The organism is Paenibacillus albidus, assembly GCF_014644435.1.
GTDB lineage: Bacteria > Bacillota > Bacilli > Paenibacillales > Paenibacillaceae > Paenibacillus_AQ > Paenibacillus_AQ albidus.
Genome location: NZ_BMKR01000006.1, coordinates 219,835 through 246,083, shown reverse-complemented (window position 1 = coordinate 246,083; position 26,249 = coordinate 219,835). Strand labels below are relative to the sequence as shown.

The window sequence follows — 26,249 nt, the reverse complement described above, 5'->3', positions numbered from 1 at the left end:
TATGAACAGCTATTATGCACCGATTACGTATAGGGTTCCACCGGAAGAAGATGAATGGCTGCTGAAGACCATTCTCCACAAGCGGATGGATGTGTCGCGCAAGCTGCTGTCCCGCCTCAAAATGACAGAACAAGGCATAATGGTCAATGGAGAACGGGTCTATATCAGCGTCCGCGTCCGTGCCGGAGACAGGGTTGAGATCCGTATGGAGACAGAGGTGTCCGAGGATATTCTGCCGCAGCCGATCCCCTTTGAGATTCTGTTCGAGGATGAACATCTGCTGGTCGTCAACAAGGCGGCCGGCATCATTGTGCATCCCACCCATGGCCATTATACGGACACACTCGCCAACGGTGTTGTCCATTATTGGGCCAGCCGCGGGGAACGCTTCCGCTTCCGGCCCGTTCACCGGCTGGATCAGGAGACTTCCGGCGTGCTGGTCATCGCCAAGAATCCTTACAGCCATCAGCATATCTCCGAGCAGATGATTGCCGGAACGGTCGACAAACGTTATACCGCGTTTGTGCACGGGGTTCCGGCGGAGCCGCACGGTGATATCGATGGCCCCATCGACCGTGATCCGGCAGAGCCGCACCGGCGGATCGTGACGCCGGAGGGTTATCCGTCCTTGACCCGCTATGCGGTCAAGGCAGTGTACCCGGGCGCTTCCAGCGTAGAGCTGAAGCTGGAGAGCGGGCGCACACATCAGATTCGTGTGCACATGAGCTCCATCGGCTGCCCGCTGGTCGGCGATGGAATGTACCGCCACGCGCTGTACAGCGTGGCAGAACCGGCGCCGCAGCAGGCAGCGCAACTGGCGGAAGTGGCGGCGCTGGACGCCGCCATGCCGCGTCAGGCGCTGCATGCGGTGCGCCTGGCCTTACGGCATCCGGTGCAGCCGGAGCGCCTGGTGTTTGAAGCTCCGCTGCCGCCGGATATGGCAGCGCTGGAGCAGAGGCTGCAGCGGGATGCGGCTGAGGCACAATGAAAGGGAAGCTGGAGGCCCAGACTTTCCCCGTCGTTTGAAATGGACAAGCAGGATATAATGGAGGATCGTGTCATGAGTCAATTGAAAGTCTATCAGTATCCCAAATGCAGCACCTGCCGCAGTGCAGTGAAGTGGCTGCAAGGACAAGGACATGAGCTTGAGCTCCAGCATATCGCCGAGCAGCCGCCCGGCGTGGAGGAGCTGCGCACGCTTGTGAAGAACAGCGGGCTTGAGCTGAAGAAATTTTTTAATACCAGCGGCGAGGTCTATAAGTCTCTCGGGTTGAAGGACAAGCTGCCGCAGCTTGGCGAACAGGAGCAGCTGGAGTTGCTGGCAAGCAACGGCATGCTGATCAAACGCCCCATTGTCAGTGACGGAAAGAACGTAACGGTTGGCTTCAAGGAAGAGACCTATGCGGATGCCTGGGGCGGCAAATGAGATATCTTTGGTAATTGACAATACGTTTACCTACATTTGATACAGTGATAATATACCCGCTTTAAAGTAGATGGGAGAATACCAACTGAATAGCAGGGTAGGAGACAAGGAGAAAACCCTATATGCGCCCACGCTTATACCGGCCTTAGATGGCACGGTTTTAGCAGTGACGGATGATAGGGTTTTTTGTGTTGTCCGCAAGTGCCGGGAGGTATACGCTTCATACAACTTTGGGGAGGTAATAATCACTGATGAAACAAGCAAAAAGATTTCTGAATCTGGTGACGATTCTGGCGCTGCTTGCCGGGTTGGCCGATCTTTCCCTGTTCGCGCCGCCGGTTGCGGCGGAGACAGCGGGAAGGGCGGAAATGCAGGTGAGCCGCACGTTGACTGCGCCCGTTATTGACGGAAAGCTGGAGGAAAGCTTTTGGAATGTGAGCGAACCCCTGTCGGCCCAAACAGGCGGAAACCCGGCGGGCAACAACCGGTTCGGATTATTGTGGGACAACTCTTATTTATACATTGCAGTGCAGGCCGGGGATCTTACGCCGATTCATAATGGGACCGGGTACTGGTTCGACCAGGACAACCTGAATCTTTTTTTCGATCCCACACAACATCAGTCGGCGCCGTTTGCCGAGGACGACATGCAGATTGGCCTTGTTTTTCAGCCGGGCAGCCGTACCCCGGAGTTCCGTTTCGGAGCGGCCCTGAACAACCATGCGGGCAAGGATGAAAAGAAAGTGCTGCGCTCGATCCATCAGACAGCGGAAGGCTGGAGCGCCGAGCTGGCCGTCCCTTGGGATTTGCTGAATCTGGACCCGCAGGTGACCCGGCAGCTCGGGCTGGAGGCCGCGGTGACGGACCGCTACGACGCACTGGATGCGGCCAAGCAGCAGACGTCTTATTGGAGCGCCTACCATTCCTCCAGCTTTTGGAATGATACGTCCGGATACGGCGTGATCCGGTTGGCCGATGACCAGCCGGTGACGGGCGAGGTAGACCCGGTGCTTTTGGAAGAAAATTTCGACACCTATGAGCAAGGCACTGTGCCGCCCGATTGGATTACGGATGTGAATCCGGGCAGCCCGGCCTTCTCTGTCACGCAAGACACCTATTCGGTAACCGGAGCTACTTATGGTCAAAGTGTTACTGAGGCTACGTATGGGCCTAATCACAGATTGTTTTATGACGGAAACGCGGCAGGCAGGCAGGGGAGGATTACGGCTCCGGTTCAGGGGGACCACTACACGATCGAAGCGGATGTCCGTCTGGAAAGTGTGCTGAACAGCGCGCGCTGGGCATCTCTGATGTTCCGTGTTCCGGCGAACGGCAAAGCCCCCTATAATCAGATGGCGGTCCGGCAGAACGGTAAATACGAGCTGGCTTACCGCAAACCTGATAACAGTTGGGTTGTAGCTGCGGACGGGAGCTGGACTCCACTTGAGCTGAAGAAAGACTACACCATGAAGGTTCGGGTGTTCGGTAATAACATCAAGGAGTATATCAAAGCCAAGGATGAGCCCGAGTTCACTCTGCTGATGGACAAGACGCTGGATGCCAATCTGCTGGAACGGGGAAAAGTCGGGTTTCAGGTAGACCAGGCAGCCGTTTCTTTCGACAATTTGAGGGTTACGCGACTCACCGCCGAGCGGCTGGAGCTGGTGATGCCGGATACCGCAGAGGCTTTGGCCGGACCCGTAACCGTCACGGGGGCGGTTTACTATTCGGACGGGATCGTTGAAGACGCTCCTGCCGAGCAGTTGAAGCTGTATTCCTCGGATGAAAATATTGTACGGATTGTTGATAACAAGCCGGTTCCGGTCCGGGCGGGCCAAGCAACAATCAAAGCGGTCTATTATCAGGGGGAGGCGAGTGCCGTTCTGACGGTTACTCCATCAGCGGCGGGGCCAAAGGTGCTGGCGCTGACGCATGACACCGGCTATGTTCTGGCGCAGACGGATGAGCAAATAGCTCTGGACCAGCTGGTCTTCCAAGCGAGGTCCAGTGATTACAGCACTTCCGAGCTAAAGGGGAACGAGCTGGAATGGTCCGCGGACAGCAAGGGCCTTGTCCTGGAAGACGGGAACATCTCCGTGCGCGGCAAAGGTGTACACAAGTTGACCGGCCGTAAGGATGATGCGGTGGTGGATCTGATCGTTGTGGCCAAAGAGCCGGAGGAGAAGGAGTATGTACTGTACGAAGAAAACTTCGATGATCTGGCTGACGGCTCGCTGCCTGCCGGATGGAACCGGAAGCAGGGGGCTACAGCAGCCAAAGCAGCCGTGAAGGCGGGCGCTTTTGAGCTGGATGCCACTCAGGCCCCGGATAATCCATCCCGTGTATTGCTGCCGGAGTATCTGGGATTGTTCGGTGACTATGTAATTGAAGCGGATGTGACCGGGAAAGCGGCCAACGATTCATCCAGATGGAACTCGCTGATGTTCCGCATTCAAAAGCAGGACTATCCGTATTATCAGATGGCGGTCCGCCATGATCCTTCCCTCTCCAATGGGGTGGAGTTCGCCGAGCGTACAGCGGCCAGTCAATGGAATGTGATGGATAGAGCCTCTTATTCGGAGCCGCTGCAGCCGGGCGTTCCTTTGCATTATACGATCAAGGCTTACGGCAACCGCGTGCAGGAGTGGGTCGGCGACCAGATGATGATCGACTCCATTCAGCCCAATTTCCTTGCACTAGGCGGCATTGGCTTGCAGGCGAATGGCAGCATCATGCATGTGGACAACATCCGGGTGACTTTGCTGCGGGAGCCGTTGCCTGTGCAAGTGATTGAGCCGTTCGTCAAGGTTACGGAGCCATCCACAAAAATATCGCTGGCGCCAACCGTTGTGACCGAGGTTGTTTACGCGGATGATCTGGACAAGCTGGCCGGAACAGCACTTCCGGCCACTGCGATTTTTCATCTCAATCCAGAGCTGAAAATCACGGGGCCGGGCGGCGGCGCTGAAATCGCCGACCTTGGCGAAGTGCTCGCCCTTACCGGTGGGAAGGTGATCCCCGCCTTTTACGTAAGCGAGGAATTGACGGTGGACAGGCTGGTGAACGAGTTGCGTTCACGCGGAATTGAGGACGTATTTGTAATGTCCGCCAAAGGAGAGCTTGTGAAGCGGGCGAGAACGGCTTATCCGATGATCCGCGGGATCATGGATTTCACGGCGGTGACGAACCCGACACGTGAGGAACTGCTGGACATCCGCCGCGAGACGGCTTCCAGCCAGGCGCGCGTTGCCCTGCTGCCGGCAAGCGCAGCTACGCGGGACAATGTTTCTTTTTTGCAGAAGCTGGCGGTCATGGTCTGGAGCCGTGACGGGGGCCCGTTGCTATCCGCATCCGGTAAAACCTTGTCTATGCATACGTTGATCACCGCGGGAGTGAACGGTATGCTGACAGACTCGCCATCCGCTGCTTACGGGGCGCTCGCGGTGTACAACCATGATATGACGCTGATTCGCAAAGTGTATATGATCGGGCACAGGGGGATGCCTTCCGTGTCCCCGGAAAATACCATTGAGAGCAATATGCTGGCATTGGATGCCGGGGCCGATTACATCGAGAACGATATGTTTTTGACCAAAGACGGGCAGCTCATTATCTCCCATTCCCCCGTGCTGGAAACCACGACGGACGGAACAGGGGCGGTGGAAAGTTATACGCTTGAGCAATTAAAAACATATAATGCCAACAAGACCTACCCTGAAGGGTTCCCCCTTGTACGAATGCCGACGCTGGATGAGCAGCTGAAGCTGGCCCGTGAGCGGGGGAGAATGGTCTATGCCGAGATTAAGACGCAGACGCCGGAGGCGGTGGCCGCTTTTGTGCGGACGGTCAAAGAGCATGATGCAGAGGATATTGTCAACGCCATGTCCTTTTATCCGGCGCAGCTGGAACGGTTGTCGCAGCTGATGCCAGGGATGCCGGCCGGACTGCTTACCGGTTATATTGCGAGTGAGAACAATGTGGAGGGGTCGCTACGCGATACACTCAAGACATTGTCCAAACTGAATCTGACCTACAACACAGATTACAGAGGCCTTGGCCCTCTGTTTATGGAGGCGGCCAAGCACCGTGGATTGTTAGTTTCGCCATGGACACTCAATGACCGTGATGAATTGATCAAATATTTCAGAATGGGTGCATTCGGGCTGACCACCGATTATACCTTCTGGGCATCTGACTGGGCTGCATCCGTGAGTGCCAAGGAAAAGCGCATTGAAATGAAGCCGCAGGACAGCAAAGCAATGACAGCTTTGGTGGAGAACTATAAAGGGGAGCAAAAGGAAGTGACCCCGGAGATTGTCGTTCTGGACGGGCAGGAACTGCTTGAGGTGAACGGCGGGGAAATAACCGCGAAGCAGGCGGGCACAGCCCATATACTTCTGCGCCACTCGGCCTCCATTGAGCAGGGAGGAACTTATGACCTGTATACGCAGCCGATTGAAATTGCCGTTAAGGGCACCGACCCAGGCGATCCTGGTAACCCCGGTAACCCCGGTAACCCCGGTAACCCCGGTAACCCCGGTAACCCCGGTAACCCCGGTAACCCCGGTAACCCCGGTGCTCCTGGCAACGGCGGCGGTGGAAACGCAGGCGGCTGGGGGAATGGACATGCAGGAAGCGAACCGGTAAATACTGTGCCCGGCACTATTGGACATGCAGGTCCATCGAGCAACAGCGAATCCACCTATGTAATAGAAGAAACTGGTGGAACGGTAGATATTGCGGTAGTCGAACAGGCCTTCCGGACCGCGAAGCAGGTAGAGGTTCGATTCACCGGTCATACGGTGGAGATTCCGGCGGCAGGACTGCAACAATCCGGCCAAAACAACGCTGCGGTATTGATTGCAACCGGCAAGGATACGAAAGCAAGCTATCACTTACCGCTCAAGTTGTTCCAAATAGACAATCTGGCTGCGCAGCTGAACACCACTCCGGCGGAGTTGATGATTCGTGTTACGGTCCGTCCGCTGAGTGGAGGCAGTGCAGCGGAAGTGAGTCAGGCGGTGACGCTTGCCGGTGGGCGTCAGCTTACCGCAGCGATGGAATTTCACGTTCAGGCTGTGGCTGGCGAAACGGCGGTAAACATACCTTTCGGCACGGCCTATATCACCCGTTCCATGGAACTCGGTGAAACGCTGGATAACAGCCGTATGACCGGGGTGCTTTACGAGCCGAAGACTGGAACCTTAACCTTTGTGCCAAGTGTTTTTGTATCTGCCACCGGGAGCGGGGCAGCGGAGCTGATGCATAACGGCAGCGGGATCTATACCGTCATCGGGATGGATAAAAGCTTTGCCGATATGCAAGGCCACTGGGCCCAGGCGCAGGTCCAGCAGCTTGCGAACAAGCTGCTGATCAAAGGTGGAGGCAGCGGAAGCTTTGAAGCGGACCGCTCCGTGACCCGCGCCGAATTTACGGCGATGCTTGTGCGTGCACTCGGGCTGGCCGTTGCGGACGGGACAGCATCGTCCAGCAGCCTGAAGGATGTCGGTGCGGCGGACTGGTTCGCCTCCGAGGTGAAGGCAGCCACCGAAGCAGGTATTATCAATGGTTTTGCAGATGGAAGCTTCCGCCCGGGGCTTGCGGTAACCCGCAGCGAGCAGGTAGCCATGTTGGCCCGAGCGATGCGTTACCTCGGCCTTGACACGGCTGCCGGCACCGGAGAGAAGAAGGCTTTGCAGTCCTTTAAGGATAACGGCGATATTGGCTGGGGCCGTGGAGACTGGGAGTTGGTTATTCAAGCGCAGCTGGTGAACGGTGTGACGAAGGATAAGCTGCTGCCGGGAGCCAATGCCACCCGGGCGCAGTCCGCAGTCATGATTCAGCGTTTTTTGTCGGCGGCGGGTTTTATTAATTAATAGCCGGAGGGCATTTGCGTGGCTGCTGTTAACCCCGCGCAAACAATCGGTTGCTACAATAGAAAGAATTGGAGAAGGGAGGTTGTATAACATGAGAAACGGGTTGTTCACGGAAACCGGCAGCAGGGTGATCATCCCGGCGGTGCGGAAGCCGGAGGATTTGCCGGCGGCCTGTGCCAGCGGCTGGACCATTATGTTCCTGCTGATCGGCGATTTGCTTACAGCTGAAGAATATGTGCGGCAAGGTTTAGCTGCCGGCAAAAAAGTATTCCTGCATGTGGATTTTATCACCGGTCTCGGCAGTGATCCGATTGTGGTCAAGTATATCGCCGAGCGGATTCGCCCGACCGGCATTATCTCCACGAAGAGCCACATGGTCAAGCAAGCCAAAAAATGCGGACTTCAGGCGATCCAGCGCCTGTTCCTGATTGATACCTCGGCCCTTGAGCATGGCATTCACAATGTGCGCCAGAACGAGCCGGATGCGCTGGAGATTATGCCGGGATTAATTCCGCGCGTCATCAGCGAGCTTCGCAGCAGCACTTCGCTCCCGATCATAGCGGGCGGACTGATCAAAGATCACCAGGAGATCGAGACGGCATTGCAGGCGGGGGCGAGTGCAGTATCGATGGGGAACCGGACGTTGTGGCATTCTTTTGCACAAGCTTAACATTCCGGTAATGTGCCGATAACATGTCCCGGGTATAGTAAACAGGTAAGATCATGCAATTACAATTATATTTAAGGGTCGGAGACGAAGAGAAAACCCTTATGCAGCACATGGAAACGGCTTGTTTCATCATGCCTCTTTCCTGTGCTGGATAAAGGGTTTTTTGTGTTGTTTCCATTAAGGAGGCTGTTTACTCATTGCCGGATGTGCTTTTGTATGAGACGTATTTTTTCGATTTGGACGGCACCATATTTCTGGGCGAACGGCTGCTGCCCGGTGTGCAGGAGACGCTGCTGTATTTAAGGAAGCAAGGCAAAAAGGTATTGTTCCTCAGCAATACGACTATCCGCACGCGGGAGGAATGCAGGGATCGTCTCCGGCTGCTGGGACTTACGGCGCACACTGACGAGATTGTGACGGCAGCTTCTGTATCTGCCGCGTATTTCAAAGAAATGGCCCTTCCATGCCGGGTATTTGTGTCCGGAGAGCAGGCATTGACGGATGAACTGATTGCCGGAGGGGTCCAGCCTACGGCCGATCCATTGGCCGCAACCCATGTACTGGTGGGGATGGACAGGGAATTTAACTATGACAAGCTGCACCGTGCGATGAAGGCAGTTCTAAGTGGCGCGGTTCTGATCGCGGCTAATCCCGACCCGAACTGCCCGGTGGCCGGGGACCTGATCCCCGACACCTGGGCGATGACCAAGGCGATTGAAGCGGCAAGCTGCAGCCAGGTGGCGGAGATTATCGGCAAGCCGTCCGCGTATTATGCCGCCAAGGTACTGGAATGGAGCGGGATGGCCCCGGAACGCTGCCTGATGGTCGGCGACCGGATGGATACGGACATCCAGTTCGGTGTGAATCATGGAATCCGGACTGCACTGGTGCTGACCGGGGTTACGGCCGCAGCGGATCTGGAGCAGTATTCGATCCGGCCGGATTATATCTGGTCCTCACTGGCTGAGATGCTGCCGGGGGAAAGCAGCGATCCGGCAATTTAACAAACGTTTTACCATGCCCTTACAGGAGCAAGCAATTCGGTTGGTACAGTAAGTAGACAAGCTGCGATAAAAGGCAGTGAGGCTGCTTGCTCATTAATAAGCAGATGGAGGAGATTAAAGGTATGCGTAAATGGAATGCGATGGGGTTGACGGCGACTCTCGGGTTGTCCCTGCTGACAGGCTGCGGGAATTCGGCGGGCAGCGGGAATGGAACAGGCAATGCGGGGGTGGAGCTTGCGGCGACAGCGGCAGGGAACGGGGAGAAAGTCGAGCTTACCTATTATTATCCGATTGCGGTGGGCGGGCCGCTGACGGCGACGATTGAAGCGATGACCGCAGATTTTATGAAGGAGAATCCGAATATTACAGTCAAGCCGGTATATACCGGCAGCTATGCAGACACCGCCGTCAAGACCCAGGCGGGCGTTCAGGCTAAACAGCCGCCGGATGTAGCGGTTCTGCAATCCACCGAGCTGTTCAGCCTGCTGGATATGGACGCGATTATTCCGCTGGATGAGTTCATTGAGAAGGATGGCGGCGACGGCTATTTGTCCGATTTCTATCCGGCTTTCATGGAGAACTCGCAAACGGAGGGCAAAACGTACAGCATTCCTTTCCAGCGCAGCACTATTGTGCTGTATTACAACAAGGATATGTTCAAGGCTGCAGGGCTGGACCCGGAGAAGGCGCCTGCGACCTGGGACGAAATGCAGCAATATGCGGTGAAGCTGGCCGGCGGAGGCAAATGGGGGCTGGAGATTCCGGTAACCGGCTACGCCTACTGGATGCTCCAGACCTTCGCCCTGCAAAACGGCGGGAACCTGATGACTCCCGACGGGAAAAAGGTGATGTTCAATACGCCGGAGAATGTGGAGGGCCTGCAGTATTGGGTGGATCTGGCGGCGAAGCATAAGGCCATGCCCGGCGGCGTGACCGACTGGAGCACCGTGCCTTCCGATTTCCTGGAAGGGAAAACCGCGATGATGTATCACACGACCGGCAATCTGACCAATGTGAAGAAGAATGCCTCCTTTGATTTCGGTGTCAGCTTCCTGCCGGCGGCCAAACAATATGGCAGTCCAACCGGCGGCGGCAACTTCTATATTTTCAAGGATATTGACAAGAACAAGCAGGAAGCGGCCTGGAAATTTGTCAAATTCATGACGGAGACCGAACGTGCTGCCCAGTGGAGTATCGATACGGGATATGTGGCGGTTAAAAAATCTGCGTATGAGACGGATCGGATGAAGAAATATGCCGCCGATTTCCCGGCAGCGCTTGTGGCCCGTGACCAGCTCGAGCATGCGGCGGCCGAATTGTCGACCCACAACAACGGGAAAATCGTCAAAATTCTGAGTGATTCTGTCCAGGCTGCACTCACTGGCGGTATGACCCCGGCTGACGCTTTGAAGAAGGCGCAGGATGAAGCGGATCAAGCGCTGGCGCCGTTTAACAAGTAACATGCGTGCGGGACGACTGAAAAGCAACCTGTTTGCCTGGATGCTGCTGCTGCCTTCTTTATTGTTTTTGCTGCTGTTTACGTTTTATCCGATCTTTCTTACGCTGCGGCTGAGCCTGTTCCAGGCGGACTTGTCCTCCCCGGAGCCTACTTTTGTGGGCCTGGGGAATTACCGCACCATGTTTGGAGACGAGGTTTTCCGGAAGGTAATGAGCAATAATGTATGGTTTGCGCTGGGGACGGTTCCTGCCGGAATTGCCCTGGCTCTGCTTATGGCCGTTTTTGCCAATAAGGCGCTGCGCGGCAAGGGATTTATGCGGGCCGCCTTCTTTTATCCCACCCTGATCCCGATGATTGCCGCCGCCAATATCTGGCTGTTCATCTATACGCCGGAATACGGGCTGATGAGCAGGGTATTCTCCTGGTTCGGCGGGAGCGGCATAAATTGGCTGGGAACGCCGGGGCTTGTGATGTGGGCGATGATTCTCATGGTGGTGTGGAAGGAAGCCGGCTATTTTATGATTTTTTATCTGGCAGGCCTGCAAAATATTTCGAAAGAGCTGTATGAAGCTGCCCATGTGGATGGAGTCAGCCGGTTTACCGTGTTCCGCAAAATCACCTTTCCGCTGCTGATGCCGACTACACTATTTGTCAGTATTGTGGCGCTGACCAATGCCTTTAAACTGGTGGACCATCTGATGATTATGACCAAAGGCGGCCCGAACAATGCCAGTAATCTGCTGCTGTACTATATTTACGAGACGGCCTTCAGCTTCTGGGACCAGGGGATGGCGTCCGCGCTGACAGTCGTGATGATTGCGGTGCTGCTGTTGATCGCAGCGGTCCAGTTTTTCGGTCTGGATAAAAGGATTCACTATAATTAAGTCCGGTCAACCGCCGGAAGGAAAGGCGAAGCTATGTTATCAAAAATCACGCCGAAGATCGGCAATCTGCTAATGCTTGCGCTGGCTGCCGTCTGGTTCGTTCCGCTTGTTTGGATGACGGTCACCGCTTTTCGTCCACGGCAGGCGGCGCTGTCGGGATTCTTTTCCCTGGACTTTACGCTGGACAATTTCGCCACCGTCTGGTCCGCAGCGCCTTTTGCCACATACTATATCAACACGATTATTATCGTAGTTTGCGTTTTTGCCGTTCAAATGCTGACCGCGAGCATGGCGGCGTTTGCTTTCGCCCGGGTTTCCTTTGCTTTCAGCGGTGTAGTGTTTCTGTTGTTTCTTGTGCAGATTATGATTCCGGCCGATGTGCTGATTTTTCCGAACTATAATGTGCTGAAGCAGCTTACGCTGCTGGATACCAAGCTTGGCATCATGCTGCCCTATCTGGCCTCAGCTTTCGGCATCTTTCTGCTGCGCCAGGTGTTCAAGACCATTCCAGGCGAGCTTGAGGAGGCGGCGCTGATTGAAGGCTGCAACAAATGGCAGGTGCTGTGGAAAATCTATTTTCCGCTGGCCCGGCCAACCTATGTCGCCTTTGCACTGGTATCCATCAGCTATCAATGGAATAATTTCCTGTGGCCGCTGATTGTCACCAACTCCGTGGAAAACCGTCCACTGACCGTCGGCCTGTCCATTTTCGCCCAATCCTTCGAGATTGGTGTCCAGTGGACCGAGGTCAGCGCGGCAACGCTTCTGGTCATTACTCCGCTCCTGCTGATCTTTCTGGTGTTCCAGCGGCAATTTATCGACAGCTTCATGCATTCCGGGATTAAATAAGCCTTGTATAGGAGGAGTCAGGATGACTGAACTTGCAAGCTATGGTGTATCGACCTATGCGTTTATTGACAGACCGCTGAAGCAGGCGGTGGAGCTGCTGGCGGAGGCGGGCTGGAAGCGGATTGAAATTATGTGCGAGGGCGGGCATGAAGAATTGCTCGATTGGACGGAGCGGGAGCTGGAATGGCTGACTGGCAAGGCGGCTGCCCACGGCATTAGCTGGAGCCTCCACGCCCCGATTACGGGCTGCAATCCGGCGGCAGCAGATGAAGTGGAGGCCGCACGCGCTGAGGGGCTGTTGCTGAAAACGCTGCAGCTGGCGGAGCGTCTGGGCTGCGGTTTTGTTGTGCTCCATGCAGGGGTGCTGGAGAGCGGGGATAAGGAAGCGGGGGCCAAAGAGCGCATAGTGCATTTTCTGAAGCGAATGGTGGAGCAGACGGCAGGGTCGAACGTGACACTTGCCCTCGAGAATGTTCCGCCGCTGCCCGGCTTGCTCGGCACGGAAATGACGTTCTTGCTGGATGTGGCGGAGCAGGTGGCGTCGGACAGGGTGGGCCTGGTGTTTGACACCGGACATGCCCACATGACGGGCACCGGACGCTGTCTGCTGATGATGCAGCAGGCCATGCCCCGCATGGTCGCCCTGCATCTTAGCGACAACGGCGGCCGGGAGGATGAGCATAAGGCGCTTGGCACGGGCAGCCTGCCGCTGGAGGCGCTGGTTGCCTGGCTGTCCGCCTGCAATTACGGCGGAGCGTGGGTGCTGGAGATGCGAAGGCCGGAGGATCTGCTGCCTTCGGCAGGGAAGCTCCAGCGTCTGCGCCTGGAATCAGCGGGTGCATTTGGCATTGAACCTGCCAAGGGAATCAGGTAGACTTGATAGAGAACCTTGTGTTCGAATATCAATGAAGCGGGTGTTACATTCATGACAGCAGAAACCAAGGGCCGAGTACTGATCGTAGATGGAATGGCTCTGCTGTTCCGGGCTTTTTATGCTACCTCTTATGGAGGATATATCCGCAAGACGAAGGCGGGACTGCCGACGAATGCGGTATATGGTTTTTTGCAGTATTTTTTTGATGCGGTAAGCACGTTTGAACCTTCGCATGTGGTGTGCTGCTGGGATATGGGCAAAGGAACGTTCCGTACGGAGAAGTATGACGGCTACAAATCCAACCGGATTGAACCTCCGCTGGAGCTGATTCCGCAGTTTGATCTGGTCAAGGATGTGGTCGCCGAGATCGGCGTGCCGAACGTAGGACTGGTGGGCTACGAGGCGGATGATTGCATCGGAACATTGGCAACTTGTTACAGCGGCGAATCCGAGGTCTATATTCTGACCGGGGACCATGATATGCTGCAGCTGGTTAATGATACCGTCAAGGTCGTTATTATGAAAAAAGGCCGCTCCAATTACAAGGTTTACGATCCGGCCTCATTGTTTGAGGAAAAAGGGCTCACGCCTGCTCAGGTCATCGACCTGAAGGGCTTCATGGGCGACACAAGCGACAACTATCCCGGAGTTCGGGGCATCGGCGAGAAGACGGCACTCAAACTCCTGACCGAACATGGTACGGTTGAGGGCGTCATCGAGAATCTGCACCTGCTACCCAAAGGCGTCCGGGCGAAGATTGAAGCTGACCTGGATATGCTGCATCTGTCCCGTGAGCTGGCAGAGATCCGCTGTGACGTACCGGTGGTCTGCACGCTGACGGAATGTCTCTGGCAATTGCAGCGTGAGACGGCCGCCCGCAAATTTCAGGAGCTGGAATTTGGCAGCCTGATGCACCTGATATCCGAAGTGCAGGATGAGCGCGGGATTGTGCAGATCGAGCTTGGGGATCTGGGCTAGGGCAAGAGCAGGCACAACATCAGAAGCCACATTATTAAGAGGGCCTCCCTTCCGCCAATATCGGCAGAGAGGCCTTTTTTGTATCATCAGGCTCTGCCGTTCCTTTCAGTCAAGCGAGCCGTTTTTTCGGTTTGAGCCGTATGTCAACCGCTTGATATAATGCGCTTGCCGACTTATAATAGGGCATGAGAGAGCGCTTTATTATAAGCGGCCTGAATGAGGTTTTTGCTGGACATGGAGAAGGGGGACTGGCTGTAATGAAATTGTTGGGAGCGATTGAAGCAGGGGGAACCAAATTTGTATGCGGAATTGGACATGAGGACGGGACGATAGTGGACCGTGTCAGCTTTCCGACGACTACCCCGCAAGAAACGATGGGACAGGTATTGAGCTATTTTGCCGGACAAGATGTACAAGCGATTGGGATCGGCTCCTTTGGGCCGATTGATCCGGTTCCGGGCAGTCCTACCTACGGGTACATTACGACAACTCCGAAACCTCACTGGGGACAATTTGATCTGGTGGGAGCGGTAGGGGCTGCGTGTAATGTACCGATCGGATTTGATACGGATGTGAATGGAGCAGCGCTTGGAGAATATACCTGGGGCGCGGCCCGGGGGCTGGACAGCTGCCTGTATATCACTGTTGGGACAGGCATTGGCGCGGGGGCAGTCGTAGGCGGCAAGCTGATTCATGGGCTGTCACATCCCGAGATGGGGCATATCCTGGTGCGCCGCCATCCGGAGGATACATACGAAGGTTTTTGCCCGTACCATGGCGACTGCCTGGAAGGCCTTGCTGCCGGACCCGCCATCGGCAACCGTTGGGGCAAGCCGGCTGGCGAACTTCCGGCCGATCATCCGGCTTGGGAGATGGAGGCCCACTATCTTGCGCATGCACTGATGAACTATGTGCTGATTCTGTCACCGCAGAAGATCGTTATGGGTGGGGGCGTTATGAAGCAAAGCCAGCTGTTCCCGCTGATTCATGGTAAATTGCAGGAGCTGCTGAGCGGATATGTACAGCATCCGGCGCTGAATGCGGGGATCGGCAATTATGTGGTGCCGCCGCAGCTGGGCGACAATGCGGGGCTGTCCGGGGCTCTTGGACTGGCTACACTGGCCCTGAATGGAGCTTAGTTCAAAAAGGCATTGACTGTTCTGGAATATATGGTATTCTAGGAACTAACAGTATAGCATTATATGAGGGAGCACCTCTTTCGCGATTATCGTGGAAGAGGTGCTTTTTGCGTTTTCGAAAGCTGCAAGGAGCTGGAAGAAGGGAGGTGCACACCTCTCATGCCGACTCCGGCTAAGCCGTTTTCCTATGCTTGCTGTAAGATGAGAAAGGCAGGGATCAAGATGCAAATTGTATTTATGAACCGGTTGTCCAGAATTTCGGGGCTCACTGAGGAGGTATTTGCCCAGCTGTGGATTGGTGAAGAGGAAGGGGTGTGGCGTCTGGGCTGGCGTGATTTCGCGGAAGCGGGAGAAGGGGAAGACTGCTTGTGGTATGAAGGCGGCTCCTGGAATGAAATGTTATGTGTCTACAGGCATGAGCTGGCCGTCAAGATGGGAGAAGGCTACCGCCCCTTGATAGACGGAGTATTCCATGAGGAGGAAGGACTTACGGGCCGGAATCAGGAGCAGTTAAGACTGCAATATTACAGTGAGCAATATGCCAATGAGGCCGTATACGAGGAACTTAGCGCCTGGCGCCGGGGGAAAGCTTCAAGTGAACGGAAAGCACCGTATATTCTGGCCAGCAACAGGCTCCTTCGTTTGCTGAGCACTTTTCTGCCGCAATCGACCGAAGAGCTGCTGCAAATTCCCGGCATCGGCGAGGCCAAAGCGGCCCAATATGGACCGGACTGGCTGGCCATTACGGCGGCGGCTCCGCGGGAGCACGATTTTCCGCTGAAATGGGTACGTGAGGCGACCGACGAAGACGCGTTTAGCTCCTGGCTGTATAAGCAGAAGGAGATTAAATACAAGAAGCAGCTGGAACGGCTCCGGCTGAACCGGATGCTGCTGCAAGGGATTGAAGGCGGGCTTGGGCTGGAACAGCTGAAAGAACAGACGGGTATCGGGCGCCGCGAACTGCTTGAAGCAGTAGAGGAGCTGGAGAAGGACGGCTATTCCGTTGAGAAGCTTATCGAGCTTGAGCTCGTAACGATGGAGAGAGAGCAGCAGGAGGCTGTCTGGAACGCTTACGCAGAGCTTGGGGATCTCTTTCTGAAGCCGGTGTTCCATAAAGTGTACGGGGAGAACTTTTCCGCAAGCGAGGGACTGGATTTCTACTATGAGCGCCTGCGCCTGATCCGTATCCGGTTCCGGCGGGAGCAAGCGGATAAGCTGGGAGTGGCCGGGAACTTTTAGCGGGCACTAGTATTAAAAAAGACGAAGGATTCTGTCCCCGCGGGTTCAGTGTCCTTCGTCCTGTGCCTTCGTCCGATGATATTCATAGCCATTCTTTTTTACGGAAGACATACAGCATTCCACAGCCCAGAGTCAACATAACTCCGATGACGCCGTAGTACCCGTATGGGGTGTGAAGCTCGGGCATATGATCAAAGTTCATACCGTAAATGCCTGTAATAACAGTCAGCGGCATGAATATCGTGGTAATTGCCGTAAAAACTCTCATGATCTCATTGGCGCGGTTGGCAATACTCGACTGGTAGGCTTCGCGCAAGTTGCCCATGAGGTCGCGGTACGTGTCGAACGTTTCGGATATCTTAACCGCATTCTCGTAAATGTCGCTGAAATATTTCTGGAGCTGGTCGTCGATCAGGCGGAGGTCTTTTTTGTTCAGAGTGTTGATAACCTCTTTCTGCGGACCCAGCATTTTCTTGAGCCAGAGAATTTCACTGCGCAGACCGATGATCTCGCTGAGATGTGATTTCTTGGTGTGCATGAGAATATCCTCTTCGAGCTTCTCGATCCGGACCTCGATCCGGTCACCGACGGAGAAATAATTGTCCACCACAAGGTCGATGAGCAGATACAGGAACCGGTCGGGTTCGCTGACTTCCTGTTCCCACAGCATAGGCTTCAGGGCACGCAGCTCATGAATCTTCTGCTTGGTGACGGTAATGATAAAATGTCTGCCCAGGAAGACGTTAAGCGCCCGCAGAAAAATCTCCTCATCATCAAAGCGGATACTGTTGACTACAATGAAATAATGGCTCTCATAAATCTCAATCTTGGGGCGTTGCTCTTCTTCACTCAGGCAGTCTTCAACAGCAAGATCATGCAGATTGAACAGCGGCTGGATCAGTTCCAGATCCTCGACATCTGCATCAATCCAGTAAAAACCTTCCGCAGGTGCTCCCAGTGTCTCGTTAATATCATCAATAGGTGTAAAAACCCCTGCATTTACCAGGCGGATTTTCATCTGATTCACTCCTTCTTTTTCCTGGTCTTCTCCAGAAAAATGCTTATTCAAGCACAGAGGAAAATCAGCTTGGCCGGGGTAACCTATCCGTGTGTATAACCGAATAATGGTGTGAGGGCATGAAGAAGAGCTGCTCCCGCCGGCAAGCTGATGTTAATCCTGTGCGGTTGTTCCTTTGTAACGCTTAAATGCGAACCCGGGTCGCCTTCCATTTCCTCTCACCTCTTTTTGTCAATTTATATTGATGGGATCAAACCCTTGTCTAGTATAACGCCGGGATAGGGCTCTTTCAAGAAAAATTCTTGTCATTTTGAAGCTCTCTTGGCATTGTATGGACTTGACGGAAATGAGGTTCATGATTTAAAGTAAGTTCTAAGAAATTTAATTGAATACAGCTAAATCTTATCAAGAGCAGGTGGAGGGACTGGCCCGATGAAACCCGGCAACCGGCGTGTGAACGCACGGTGCTAATTCTTGCGGAAGCTTTCCTGGCGGATCTTTTAGGCCCTGGGAGTTTTCTGGCAGATGAGAGGGGCACATATGACTTTTAGATATGACCTTTCTCGTGATGAGAAAGGTCTTTTTTGTACCCCGATAATCCGGTGCCGCCCAGCGGAAACCTACAATTCAAACAAGGAGTGGAGACAGCATGCCGATCAAAATAGCAGACAGCCTACCGGCCAAAGAAATATTGTCCGGGGAGAACATTTTTGTAATGGATGAGAGCCAAGCGTTTCATCAGGATATCCGGCCCCTCAGAATCGCCATTCTTAACTTGATGCCGACTAAAGAAACAACAGAGACGCAGTTGCTGCGTTTAATCGGGAACTCGCCCCTTCAGGTGGATGTTGTCCTGCTGCATCCCCGTTCCCACACTTCCAAAAATACGTCACCGGAGCATCTGAAGAGCTTTTATACCACTTTTGATGAGATCAGCCACCGCCGCTTGGACGGGCTTATCGTCACCGGTGCTCCCGTGGAGCAAATGGAATTTGAGGATGTCAACTATTGGGAAGAGCTGCAAGAGATCTTTGAGTGGAGCAAACATAATGTGACTTCAACCATGCATATCTGTTGGGCAGCGCAGGCTGGCCTGTACCATCACTTTGGCGTGAATAAGGTTGCGCTGCCCGAGAAATGTTTTGGTGTATTTTCACATACGGTGAACCAGAATAACATTAAGCTGCTGCGCGGTTTCGATGAAGTGTTCCATGTACCGCATTCCCGCCATACCGACGTTTCCCGTGAAGATATTGAAGCGAACTCCAATCTGCAGATCCTGGCCGAGTCTGAAGAAGCCGGAATCTATCTGGTGGCGACACTGGATGGCAAGCAGATCTTTGTGACAGGGCACTCGGAATACGATCCGTTCTCGCTGAAGTGGGAATATGACCGTGATGTGCTCAAAGGAATGGACGTTCCAGTGCCGAAGCACTACTACCCTAACGATGATCCGGAGCGTACCCCGCCGGCCGTATGGCGCGCCCATGCCAACTTATTGTTCTCTAACTGGCTCAATTACTATGTATACCAAGAGACACCTTACGATATCGGTCCGATTATTTAATATACCGCAAGCGCACAAACCGTACAGTACACCACATTTAGGAGGCTTAATGGAATGGAAGAGAAACTTAAGATTGAAAGCAGGCTGGCGCAGATTGGCTCCCAGGAGGACCCGGCCACAGGAGCAGTGAATTTCCCGATTTATAATGCGACGGCGTTCCGCCATCCGCGGCTGGGACAAAGCACCGGCTTTGACTATATTCGGACCAAAAGCCCGACCCGTTCGGTGCTTGAAGAGGCGGCTGCAGAACTTGAATCCGGCGATGCAGGGTTTGCCTGCAGCTCCGGCATGGCTGCGCTGCAGACCATCTTTGCCCTGTTCGGGCAAGGGGATCATCTGGTCGTTTCTCTGGACCTCTATGGCGGAACTTACCGGCTGCTGGAACGGATTTTGTCCAAATTCGGCATTACGGCCTCCTATGTGGATACCAATGATCTGGATGCGCTGGAATCGGCCCGCCGTCCAAATACCAAGGCGGTCTTTATCGAAACGCCGACGAATCCGCTGATGATGATTACGGATATCGGGGCGGTCTGTACCTGGGCCAAGCGGCATGAGCTGCTGACCATTGTGGACAACACCCTGCTGACTCCGTTTTTCCAGCGGCCGCTGGAGCTAGGTGCGGATATCATTATTCACAGCGCGACCAAATATCTGGGCGGGCATAACGATGTGCTGGCCGGCCTTATTATTACCAAAGGTGCTGAATTGTCGGCCGAAATGGCGATTCTACATAATTCCATCGGCGCAGTGCTGTCGCCTACCGACAGCTACCAGCTGATGAGAGGAATGAAGACCCTGGCGCTGCGCATGGAACGCCATGAGCGCAATGCGCTGGCATTGGCCCATTACTTGAAAGGGCATCCGGCCGTGGCGGAGGTGTTCCATCCGGGACTGCCCGAGCATCCCGGGCATGAGATTCAGAACCGTCAGTCTTCTGGAAATACAGGTATCTTTTCCTTTAAAGTAAAAGATGCCCGCTACGTGGAGCCGCTGCTCCGGCACATCCGCCTGATTGCATTCGCGGAGAGTCTGGGGGGCGTTGAATCGCTGATGACTTACCCTGCCGTGCAGACACATGCCGATATTCCCGCCGAAATCCGCGATGCGGTAGGCGTGGATGACCGTCTGCTGCGTTTCTCCGTTGGCATCGAGCATGAGAATGACCTGATTGCCGACCTGGGCAACGCTCTTGAAGCGGCACGAAGAGAGCTTGAAGAAGGGGACGGCGACCGGGGATAACGGCACAAGGTCTTTAGCGCTCGAACCTGTCCGGCTGCGGAGCGGACTGCGGACTTGAGGCAGGCCTTGGCGTAAATAGAGTGGGCTGGGCAGCACCGCCATGTGGCGGTGCTGTTTGTTTGCTGCAATAAATCCCCTTCTGCCGGGGCCTAGCCGGCAGACGGCTAACACAAATATTTCTCAAGCTGTCTCGATTGTGTTACGATGAGGGAACGAATCTATTCATTTTTACTTACACAAATTTTATGGATGATCCATACAGATATGGACTTAAGGAGGCTGCGAACGATGAGTGCGATAGACCTTATCCTGGAAAGAACACTGAAGGGAGAACGCCTTGGGCTCGAAGACACCGTCAGATTATTTGAGAGCAATGAGATTGAGAAAATGGGCGCTGCCGCCAACAAGATTATGGAACGCTGGCATCCCGATCCGCTGGCTACATTTGTAATTGGCCGTAATATTAACTATACCAACGTCTGTGATGTTTACTGCCGTTTTTGCGCGTTTTACCGCAGACCGGGTTCGGATGAAGGATATGTGCTGCCCGATGAGACCATTTTCCAGAAAATCTCCGAAACGATTGCCGTGAACGGTACCGAGATCCTGATGCAGGGCGGGACCAATCCCAACCTGCCTTTCAGCTACTATACAGATCTGCTGCGCGGGATCAAACAGCGTTTCCCTGACATTACCATGCACTCCTTCTCTCCAGCCGAGATTATGAAAATGGTAGAGGTATCCGGCTTGCCGCTGGAACAGGTAGTACGTGAGATCCATGCTGCCGGACTGGACTCGCTGCCTGGCGGCGGTGCAGAAATTCTGGATGACCGGACCCGCCGGAAGATCAGCAGACTCAAGGGCTCCTGGCGAGAGTGGATGGACGTTATGCAGACTGCGCACAAGATTGGTATGAACACGACGGCCACTATGGTCATCGGTCTTGGCGAGAGCATGGAAGAACGGGCGCTTCATTTGCTGCGTGTACGCGAAGCCCAGGATGAATGCATTGCCAATAAATACGATTCCGAAGGATTCCTGGCCTTCATTTCCTGGACCTTCCAGCCGGATAATACGAACCTGAAGCTGGACAGGCAGACACCCGAGGAATACCTCAAGACCGTAGCCATCAGCCGTCTTGTTCTGGACAATATCAAGAATTTCCAGTCTTCCTGGGTAACCATGGGGCCGGAAGTCGGCAAGCTTTCGCTGCAATACGGCTGCAACGACTTTGGCAGCACGATGATCGAAGAGAATGTAGTCTCCTCGGCGGGCGCGACCTACAAGGTCAACATTGAATCCATCACCCAGCTGATCCGTGAAGCGGGCAAGATCCCTGCGCAGCGCAACACGCGTTACGACATCCTTCGGGTGTTCGACGATGCGAATGCGAAGATCGACAATGATTTTGTGATGCAGAACTAAATTTGAAGGCAATAATAACTATACGCCTATCGCTCTAATCCGGCTTTGTGGATTAGAGTAATAGGCGTATTTTGTCGTCTAGTGGCTGTGTATACCATTTCCTTTGTTAAACGCACAAAGCTTCGTTGAGAAGGAGTTGATTTTTGTAGGAGTCTGGTCAAATTCAAAGTCAATGACGGTTCGCTTTAAACTTGATGAAATGTGGTGTGAATGGTACCATTTTGGAAAAAGATAGAAGTGAACTTCGAATGTGTTGACGCACCATTAAATAAATAGGTTGAATATCAATGAAGTACATTTTGGAAGAGGCTTGTGAGAGCTTATTTTTAACGTGCTTCACAGTTGCAAAATCCAGATGGTCTGCTGTGCTTCGCGACGTGATGTTGATAATGTGTGCAGGAGTGCTTATTTCAGTTCAGTCCTATACTAGAAACTTTGGAGGATATTATGAAACTGCACGTACGATCATTAGCTTTAATACTTTTCTTACTCCTCTTAACAAGTTGTTATAATAACTCAATTACGGAAAAGGAATTAACTGCATTTATCGAGAGTCAGGATTTGAAGCATGTATCGATACAGAAGTTAAGCGACTCGGTATATTATATATTTAGTGAGCCTAGAATATTTGTTTATAAAGGTTCATCAGGGTACCACGCTTCCAATAGTTTAGAGCAAGATAAGATTTTAATAGGTGGTCTAGAGAAGGGATCTGTTGGTTTAATAATACGCAATACTAATATCTTAAGAAACGCAAAAACGTACTCAGTAGTGATTGATCAAAGAAATCGTGAATATGAATACAAAGGTGAAAAATTTCTTGTTATTAAAGATTATAGAATTTGGAACCCTACGCCTCAGATGAAAATTATTTTTTACAATGACAATAGTGAAATCATATACGAAACGGCTTATTAGAAAGGAAGGTTGCTTGGTCACAAGAATTCAACGCTGAGTAAAATTATCGGCAAGATCAACTTGACAAGCGGAGCACTATCGTGGAACATAACTATTTTGATAACTCAAGTAATTCTTACTTGCTCAACCACCAGGTTCCCGGCGAACCTGGTTTTTTGTGGTTTACAACAATATCCAAAAGTGATATCATAATTATATCAAATACATATCTTATTGGAGGTAAATTTATGAAAGAAAAAACGCTTCGTCCGGTTAGCGGATTCTGGGTGATTGCCTTACTGGCCATTTGCCTGGGTGGAGGAGTGTATGGTGCGATCCAGATGTATATTGCAGTGCCGATTGTCCTGTTCGTTGTGGCGGGAATACTGTGTACCTGCATCACCATTGTGCAGCCGAACAAGTCGGTGGTGGTCACTTTTTTCGGGCAATATGTAGGAACGATCAAAGTTAGCGGCATGTGGGCGGTGATTCCGTTCAGCATCCGCAAGACGGTCTCGCTGCGGGTACGCAATTTCAACAGTGCTACGTTGAAGGTTAATGATGTCGAAGGCAATCCGATTGAAATTGCCGCTGTTATTGTATTTAAGGTAATCAATTCGGCAAAAGCGTTGTTCGATGTAGACAAATACATGGCGTTTGTGGAGATTCAGAGTGAAACGGCACTGCGCCATGTGGCCAGCAAATACCCGTATGACAATTTCGATATCTCCGGCATGTCACTGCGGGCGAATGCCGATGAAATCGCCAAGGAGCTTGCCTCTGAGCTTCAAGCCCGTCTATCGTTATCCGGTGTGGAAGTCATTGAAGCCCGCCTGACTCATTTGGCTTACGCAACAGAAATTGCCAGCACGATGCTGCAGCGCCAGCAGGCTTCGGCGATCCTCTCCGCCCGTCAGATTATTGTGGAAGGTGCGGTAGGCATGGTCGACATGGCTATCAGACAGCTCAGAGAGAGCGGAGTGGTTGAGCTTGACGAGGAACGCAAGGCAGCGATGATTAACAACCTGATGGTAGCGATTGTATCGGAACGAGGAGCGAGTCCGGTTATTAATGCCGGTTCGTTGTACTAAGGAGGTTATGAGCAATCATGGCGGCCAAAAAAAGCTTTGCGCTGCGGATCGATCCCGACCTGCACGAAGCGTTGGAACGCTGGGCGGGAGAAGAGTTTCGCAGCGTAAACGGGCATATCGAGTACCTGCTGCGTGAATCTTTGAAACGCGCAGGCCGCTTGCCCCAAAGGAAACAACGGGAAGATTAAATTCTCTGTGTGTGTCTGGAACACTCTCTCTATGCACAGATACCCCTGTAGATGCTTTCCGACTTGACGGACAGGATACCGCGATTTATAATTACTCGTAATTAATGTTAACAGCGTTGACAAAGAAATGGATCGTTCGCCCGGGCCGTTCAGAGAGGGGAAACGTAAGGCTGTAATTTCCTCCGGCATCCAGCTTCGATTTACCCCTTTGTAGCTGCGGTTATGAACCTCTTGCTAAGCCTTCCGGCAGGGAGAGCTTAAGTCAGGGCAGTAAGAACCGCCGGGTCATGGCCGTTATTCCCATGCTTATGAAGGATTCCGTTTGCCGGAATCGAATTTGGGTGGAACCACGGGTGCAATCACCCGTCCCTTTGTGGGACGGGTGTTTTTTGTGTGCGCATATTGCATTCCATTCAGCCGTATGAAGCCGGCCGCGCAGGCCTTAACTTAGGAGGAGGAAATAACAATGGCAGTAAATATCAAGCTTCCGGACGGCTCCGTCCGGGAATACGCAGAGGGCAGCAGTATAGATGATGTAGCCGCCTCGATCAGCAGCGGACTCCGCAAGAACGCCGCCGCAGGCAAAATGAACGGAATCGTGGTGGATTTATCCACACCGCTGGAAGAAGGGGCACTGATTGAAATCGTTACCCTCGATTCCCCGGAGGGCCTGGAAGTAATGCGTCACAGCACCGCCCACCTGATGGCGCAGGCCGTCAAACGCCTTTACGGAGCCAAAGAGGTGAAGCTGGGCGTAGGTCCGGTTATCGAAGACGGCTTCTATTATGATATGGATCTGCCGCACCCGTTGAATCCGGAGGATCTGCTGAAGATCGAGAAGGAAATGGAGCGTATCGTTTCCGAGAATTTGCCGATTGTCCGTAAAGAAGTCAGCCGCAAGGAAGCCCTGGATATCTTTGGCGAGCTGGGTGATCCATATAAGGTGGAACTGATCGAAGCTTTGCCTGAAGAGAGCATCATCACCATGTATGAGCAAGGTGAATTTTTTGACCTGTGCCGGGGACCGCATCTGCCTTCGACCGCGAAGATCAAAGTCTTTAAATTAATGAGCGTGGCCGGAGCGTACTGGCGCGGGGACAGCAAGAACAAGATGCTGCAGCGCATCTACGGTACAGCCTGGATCAAAAAAGCCCAGCTGGATGAGCATCTCCGCCTGCTGGAAGAAGCGAAGAAACGCGATCACCGCAAGCTTGGCAAAGAGCTTGAGATCTTTACCTTTAATCAGCTGGTAGGCCAGGGGCTTCCGATCTGGCTGCCCAAGGGTGCGAAGCTGCGCAGCATCCTGGAGCGTTATATTGTCGATCTTGAAGCAAGCCTGGGCTACCAGCATGTATACACTCCGGTATTGGGCAACGTAGAGCTGTACAAGACGTCCGGACACTGGGAGCATTATCAGGAGGATATGTTCCCGAAAATGACCATTGATGACGAGGAATTTGTGCTTCGCCCCATGAACTGTCCGCATCACATGATGATCTATAAGAGTTCCATGCATAGCTACCGCGACCTGCCGATCCGGATTGCCGAGCTTGGCATTCAGCACCGCTATGAGATGTCTGGCGCTTTGACCGGCCTGCATCGTGTCCGTTCGATGACCTTAAACGATTCCCATATCTTCTGCCGTCTGGATCAAATCAAAGGCGAGTTCATCCGTGTGATCGAGCTGATCAAACAGGTCTACAGCGACTTTGGGATCAATGATTACCGTTTCCGCCTCTCTTACCGCGATCCGGCCGATACAGAGAAATATTATGCCAATGATGAAATGTGGGAGACTGCCCAGCGGATGCTGCGCGAGGTTGTAGAGGAAGCCGGTCTGCCGTTCTATGAAGCGGAAGGCGAAGCAGCATTCTACGGACCGAAGCTTGACGTTCAAATCAAGACTGTTCTGGGCAAGGAAGAGACTTTATCCACCGTACAAATCGACTTCCTCCTGCCTGAACGGTTTGAGCTGGAATATGTCGGCGATGACGGACAGAAACACCGTCCGGTCGTTCTGCACCGCGGAATTCTGGGCACCATGGAACGTTTTGTTGCGTTCCTGCTGGAGAACTTTGCCGGTTCGCTGCCACTGTGGCTGTCCCCGCAGCAGGTCAAGGTGATTCCGGTCTCGACTGCTTTTGACGATTATGCGAAGGAAGTTACCGACAAATTGCGCCGCCGCGGGATCCATGCGGATGCTGACCTGCGCAATGAGAAGCTGGGCTATAAGATTCGTGAAGCCCAACTGGAGAAGCTGCCTTACATGTTCATCGTAGGTGAGAACGAGCAGACAGCCGGCACTGTCTCGATCCGCAAGCGCGGCGAAGGCGATATCGGTGCGAAACCGCTGCAAGAGGTCATGGAGCTCCTGGCTCAGGAGATAGCGGACCGCGTAATTTCCTAAGAAATACCTGATTATT

General features: G+C 53.4%; 20 protein-coding genes and 1 riboswitch. Of the genes, 19 read left to right on the top strand and 1 reads right to left on the bottom strand.

From position 1 onward, the window contains the following. The first annotated feature begins 1 nt into the window (after position 1). The 12 genes from IEY53_RS09400 (at position 2) to IEY53_RS09345 (ending at position 16,398) form a co-directional block, all read left to right on the top strand. Entirely contained in the window at positions 2 to 988 is a 987-nt protein-coding gene (locus IEY53_RS09400) for an RluA family pseudouridine synthase (protein WP_189024208.1), read from the top strand. Between the two features lie 72 nt (positions 989 to 1,060). Beyond that, complete coding sequence (locus IEY53_RS09395; protein ID WP_189024206.1) at positions 1,061 to 1,426, top strand: arsenate reductase family protein; 366 nt, start codon at positions 1,061 to 1,063, stop codon at positions 1,424 to 1,426. Between the two features lie 251 nt (positions 1,427 to 1,677). Beyond that, positions 1,678 to 7,302 carry a glycerophosphodiester phosphodiesterase family protein gene (locus tag IEY53_RS09390; protein ID WP_189024204.1) on the top strand — a complete coding sequence of 1,875 codons (5,625 nt, stop codon included), beginning with the start codon at positions 1,678 to 1,680 and terminating at the stop codon, positions 7,300 to 7,302. A 91-nt stretch (positions 7,303 to 7,393) separates the two neighbouring features. Further along, on the top strand, positions 7,394 to 7,972 hold the full coding sequence (locus IEY53_RS09385; RefSeq protein WP_189024202.1) for a glycerol-3-phosphate responsive antiterminator: 579 nt from the start codon (positions 7,394 to 7,396) through the stop codon (positions 7,970 to 7,972). A 206-nt stretch (positions 7,973 to 8,178) separates the two neighbouring features. Beyond that, positions 8,179 to 8,976: an HAD-IIA family hydrolase gene (locus IEY53_RS09380; RefSeq protein WP_308424215.1), complete on the top strand. Its 798-nt coding sequence runs from the start codon at positions 8,179 to 8,181 to the stop codon at positions 8,974 to 8,976. Positions 8,977 to 9,098: 122 nt separating this feature from the next. After that, a complete protein-coding gene (locus IEY53_RS09375) occupies positions 9,099 to 10,436 on the top strand; it encodes an ABC transporter substrate-binding protein (protein ID WP_189024198.1) in 1,338 nt (445 codons plus the stop codon). Then, entirely contained in the window at positions 10,399 to 11,319 is a 921-nt protein-coding gene (locus IEY53_RS09370; RefSeq protein WP_229696058.1) for a carbohydrate ABC transporter permease, read from the top strand. Before IEY53_RS09375 ends, IEY53_RS09370 begins: the two co-directional genes overlap by 38 nt. Positions 11,320 to 11,352: 33 nt before the next feature. Further along, positions 11,353 to 12,168: a carbohydrate ABC transporter permease gene (locus IEY53_RS09365; protein ID WP_189024196.1), complete on the top strand. Its 816-nt coding sequence runs from the start codon at positions 11,353 to 11,355 to the stop codon at positions 12,166 to 12,168. 22 nt (positions 12,169 to 12,190) lie between these two features. Next, positions 12,191 to 13,042 (top strand): sugar phosphate isomerase/epimerase family protein, encoded by an 852-nt coding sequence (locus tag IEY53_RS09360; RefSeq protein ID WP_189024194.1) that lies wholly within the window; start codon positions 12,191 to 12,193, stop codon positions 13,040 to 13,042. Between the two features lie 51 nt (positions 13,043 to 13,093). Then, a complete protein-coding gene (locus IEY53_RS09355) occupies positions 13,094 to 14,020 on the top strand; it encodes a 5'-3' exonuclease (protein WP_189024192.1) in 927 nt (308 codons plus the stop codon). A gap of 257 nt (positions 14,021 to 14,277) precedes the next feature. Then, positions 14,278 to 15,159 carry an ROK family protein gene (locus tag IEY53_RS09350; RefSeq protein ID WP_308424214.1) on the top strand — a complete coding sequence of 294 codons (882 nt, stop codon included), beginning with the start codon at positions 14,278 to 14,280 and terminating at the stop codon, positions 15,157 to 15,159. Positions 15,160 to 15,381: 222 nt separating this feature from the next. Then, positions 15,382 to 16,398 (top strand): HRDC domain-containing protein, encoded by a 1,017-nt coding sequence (locus IEY53_RS09345; RefSeq protein ID WP_189024190.1) that lies wholly within the window; start codon positions 15,382 to 15,384, stop codon positions 16,396 to 16,398. An 82-nt stretch (positions 16,399 to 16,480) separates the two neighbouring features. Here the strand turns inward: IEY53_RS09345 and corA are convergent, their stop codons facing one another. Beyond that, positions 16,481 to 17,416: a magnesium/cobalt transporter CorA gene (gene corA / locus IEY53_RS09340; protein ID WP_189024335.1), complete on the bottom strand. Its 936-nt coding sequence runs from the start codon at positions 17,414 to 17,416 to the stop codon at positions 16,481 to 16,483. Between the two features lie 399 nt (positions 17,417 to 17,815). Then, positions 17,816 to 17,948, top strand: a riboswitch (SAM riboswitch). Between the two features lie 117 nt (positions 17,949 to 18,065). On the opposite strand from corA, the gene metA reads away from it, so the two are divergent. The 7 genes from metA to thrS all read left to right on the top strand — a co-directional run bounded on the left by metA (position 18,066) and on the right by thrS (position 26,233). After that, complete coding sequence (gene metA, locus IEY53_RS09335; RefSeq protein ID WP_189024187.1) at positions 18,066 to 18,983, top strand: homoserine O-acetyltransferase MetA; 918 nt, start codon at positions 18,066 to 18,068, stop codon at positions 18,981 to 18,983. 54 nt (positions 18,984 to 19,037) lie between these two features. Further along, on the top strand, positions 19,038 to 20,225 hold the full coding sequence (locus tag IEY53_RS09330) for an aminotransferase class I/II-fold pyridoxal phosphate-dependent enzyme (protein WP_189024185.1): 1,188 nt from the start codon (positions 19,038 to 19,040) through the stop codon (positions 20,223 to 20,225). Positions 20,226 to 20,513: 288 nt separating this feature from the next. Continuing rightward, positions 20,514 to 21,650, top strand: a complete 1,137-nt coding sequence (gene mqnC, locus IEY53_RS09325) for a cyclic dehypoxanthinyl futalosine synthase (protein ID WP_189024183.1) — start codon at positions 20,514 to 20,516, stop codon at positions 21,648 to 21,650. 447 nt (positions 21,651 to 22,097) lie between these two features. After that, positions 22,098 to 22,568, top strand: coding sequence for a hypothetical protein (locus IEY53_RS09320; RefSeq protein ID WP_189024181.1), 471 nt, complete (start codon positions 22,098 to 22,100; stop codon positions 22,566 to 22,568). Between the two features lie 227 nt (positions 22,569 to 22,795). After that, entirely contained in the window at positions 22,796 to 23,638 is an 843-nt protein-coding gene (locus IEY53_RS09315; RefSeq protein ID WP_189024179.1) for an SPFH domain-containing protein, read from the top strand. A gap of 17 nt (positions 23,639 to 23,655) precedes the next feature. Beyond that, a complete protein-coding gene (locus tag IEY53_RS09310) occupies positions 23,656 to 23,826 on the top strand; it encodes a type II toxin-antitoxin system antitoxin (RefSeq protein WP_189024177.1) in 171 nt (56 codons plus the stop codon). A gap of 466 nt (positions 23,827 to 24,292) precedes the next feature. Continuing rightward, on the top strand, positions 24,293 to 26,233 hold the full coding sequence (gene thrS / locus IEY53_RS09305) for a threonine--tRNA ligase (RefSeq protein WP_189024175.1): 1,941 nt from the start codon (positions 24,293 to 24,295) through the stop codon (positions 26,231 to 26,233). The last annotated feature ends 16 nt before the right edge of the window (positions 26,234 to 26,249 follow it).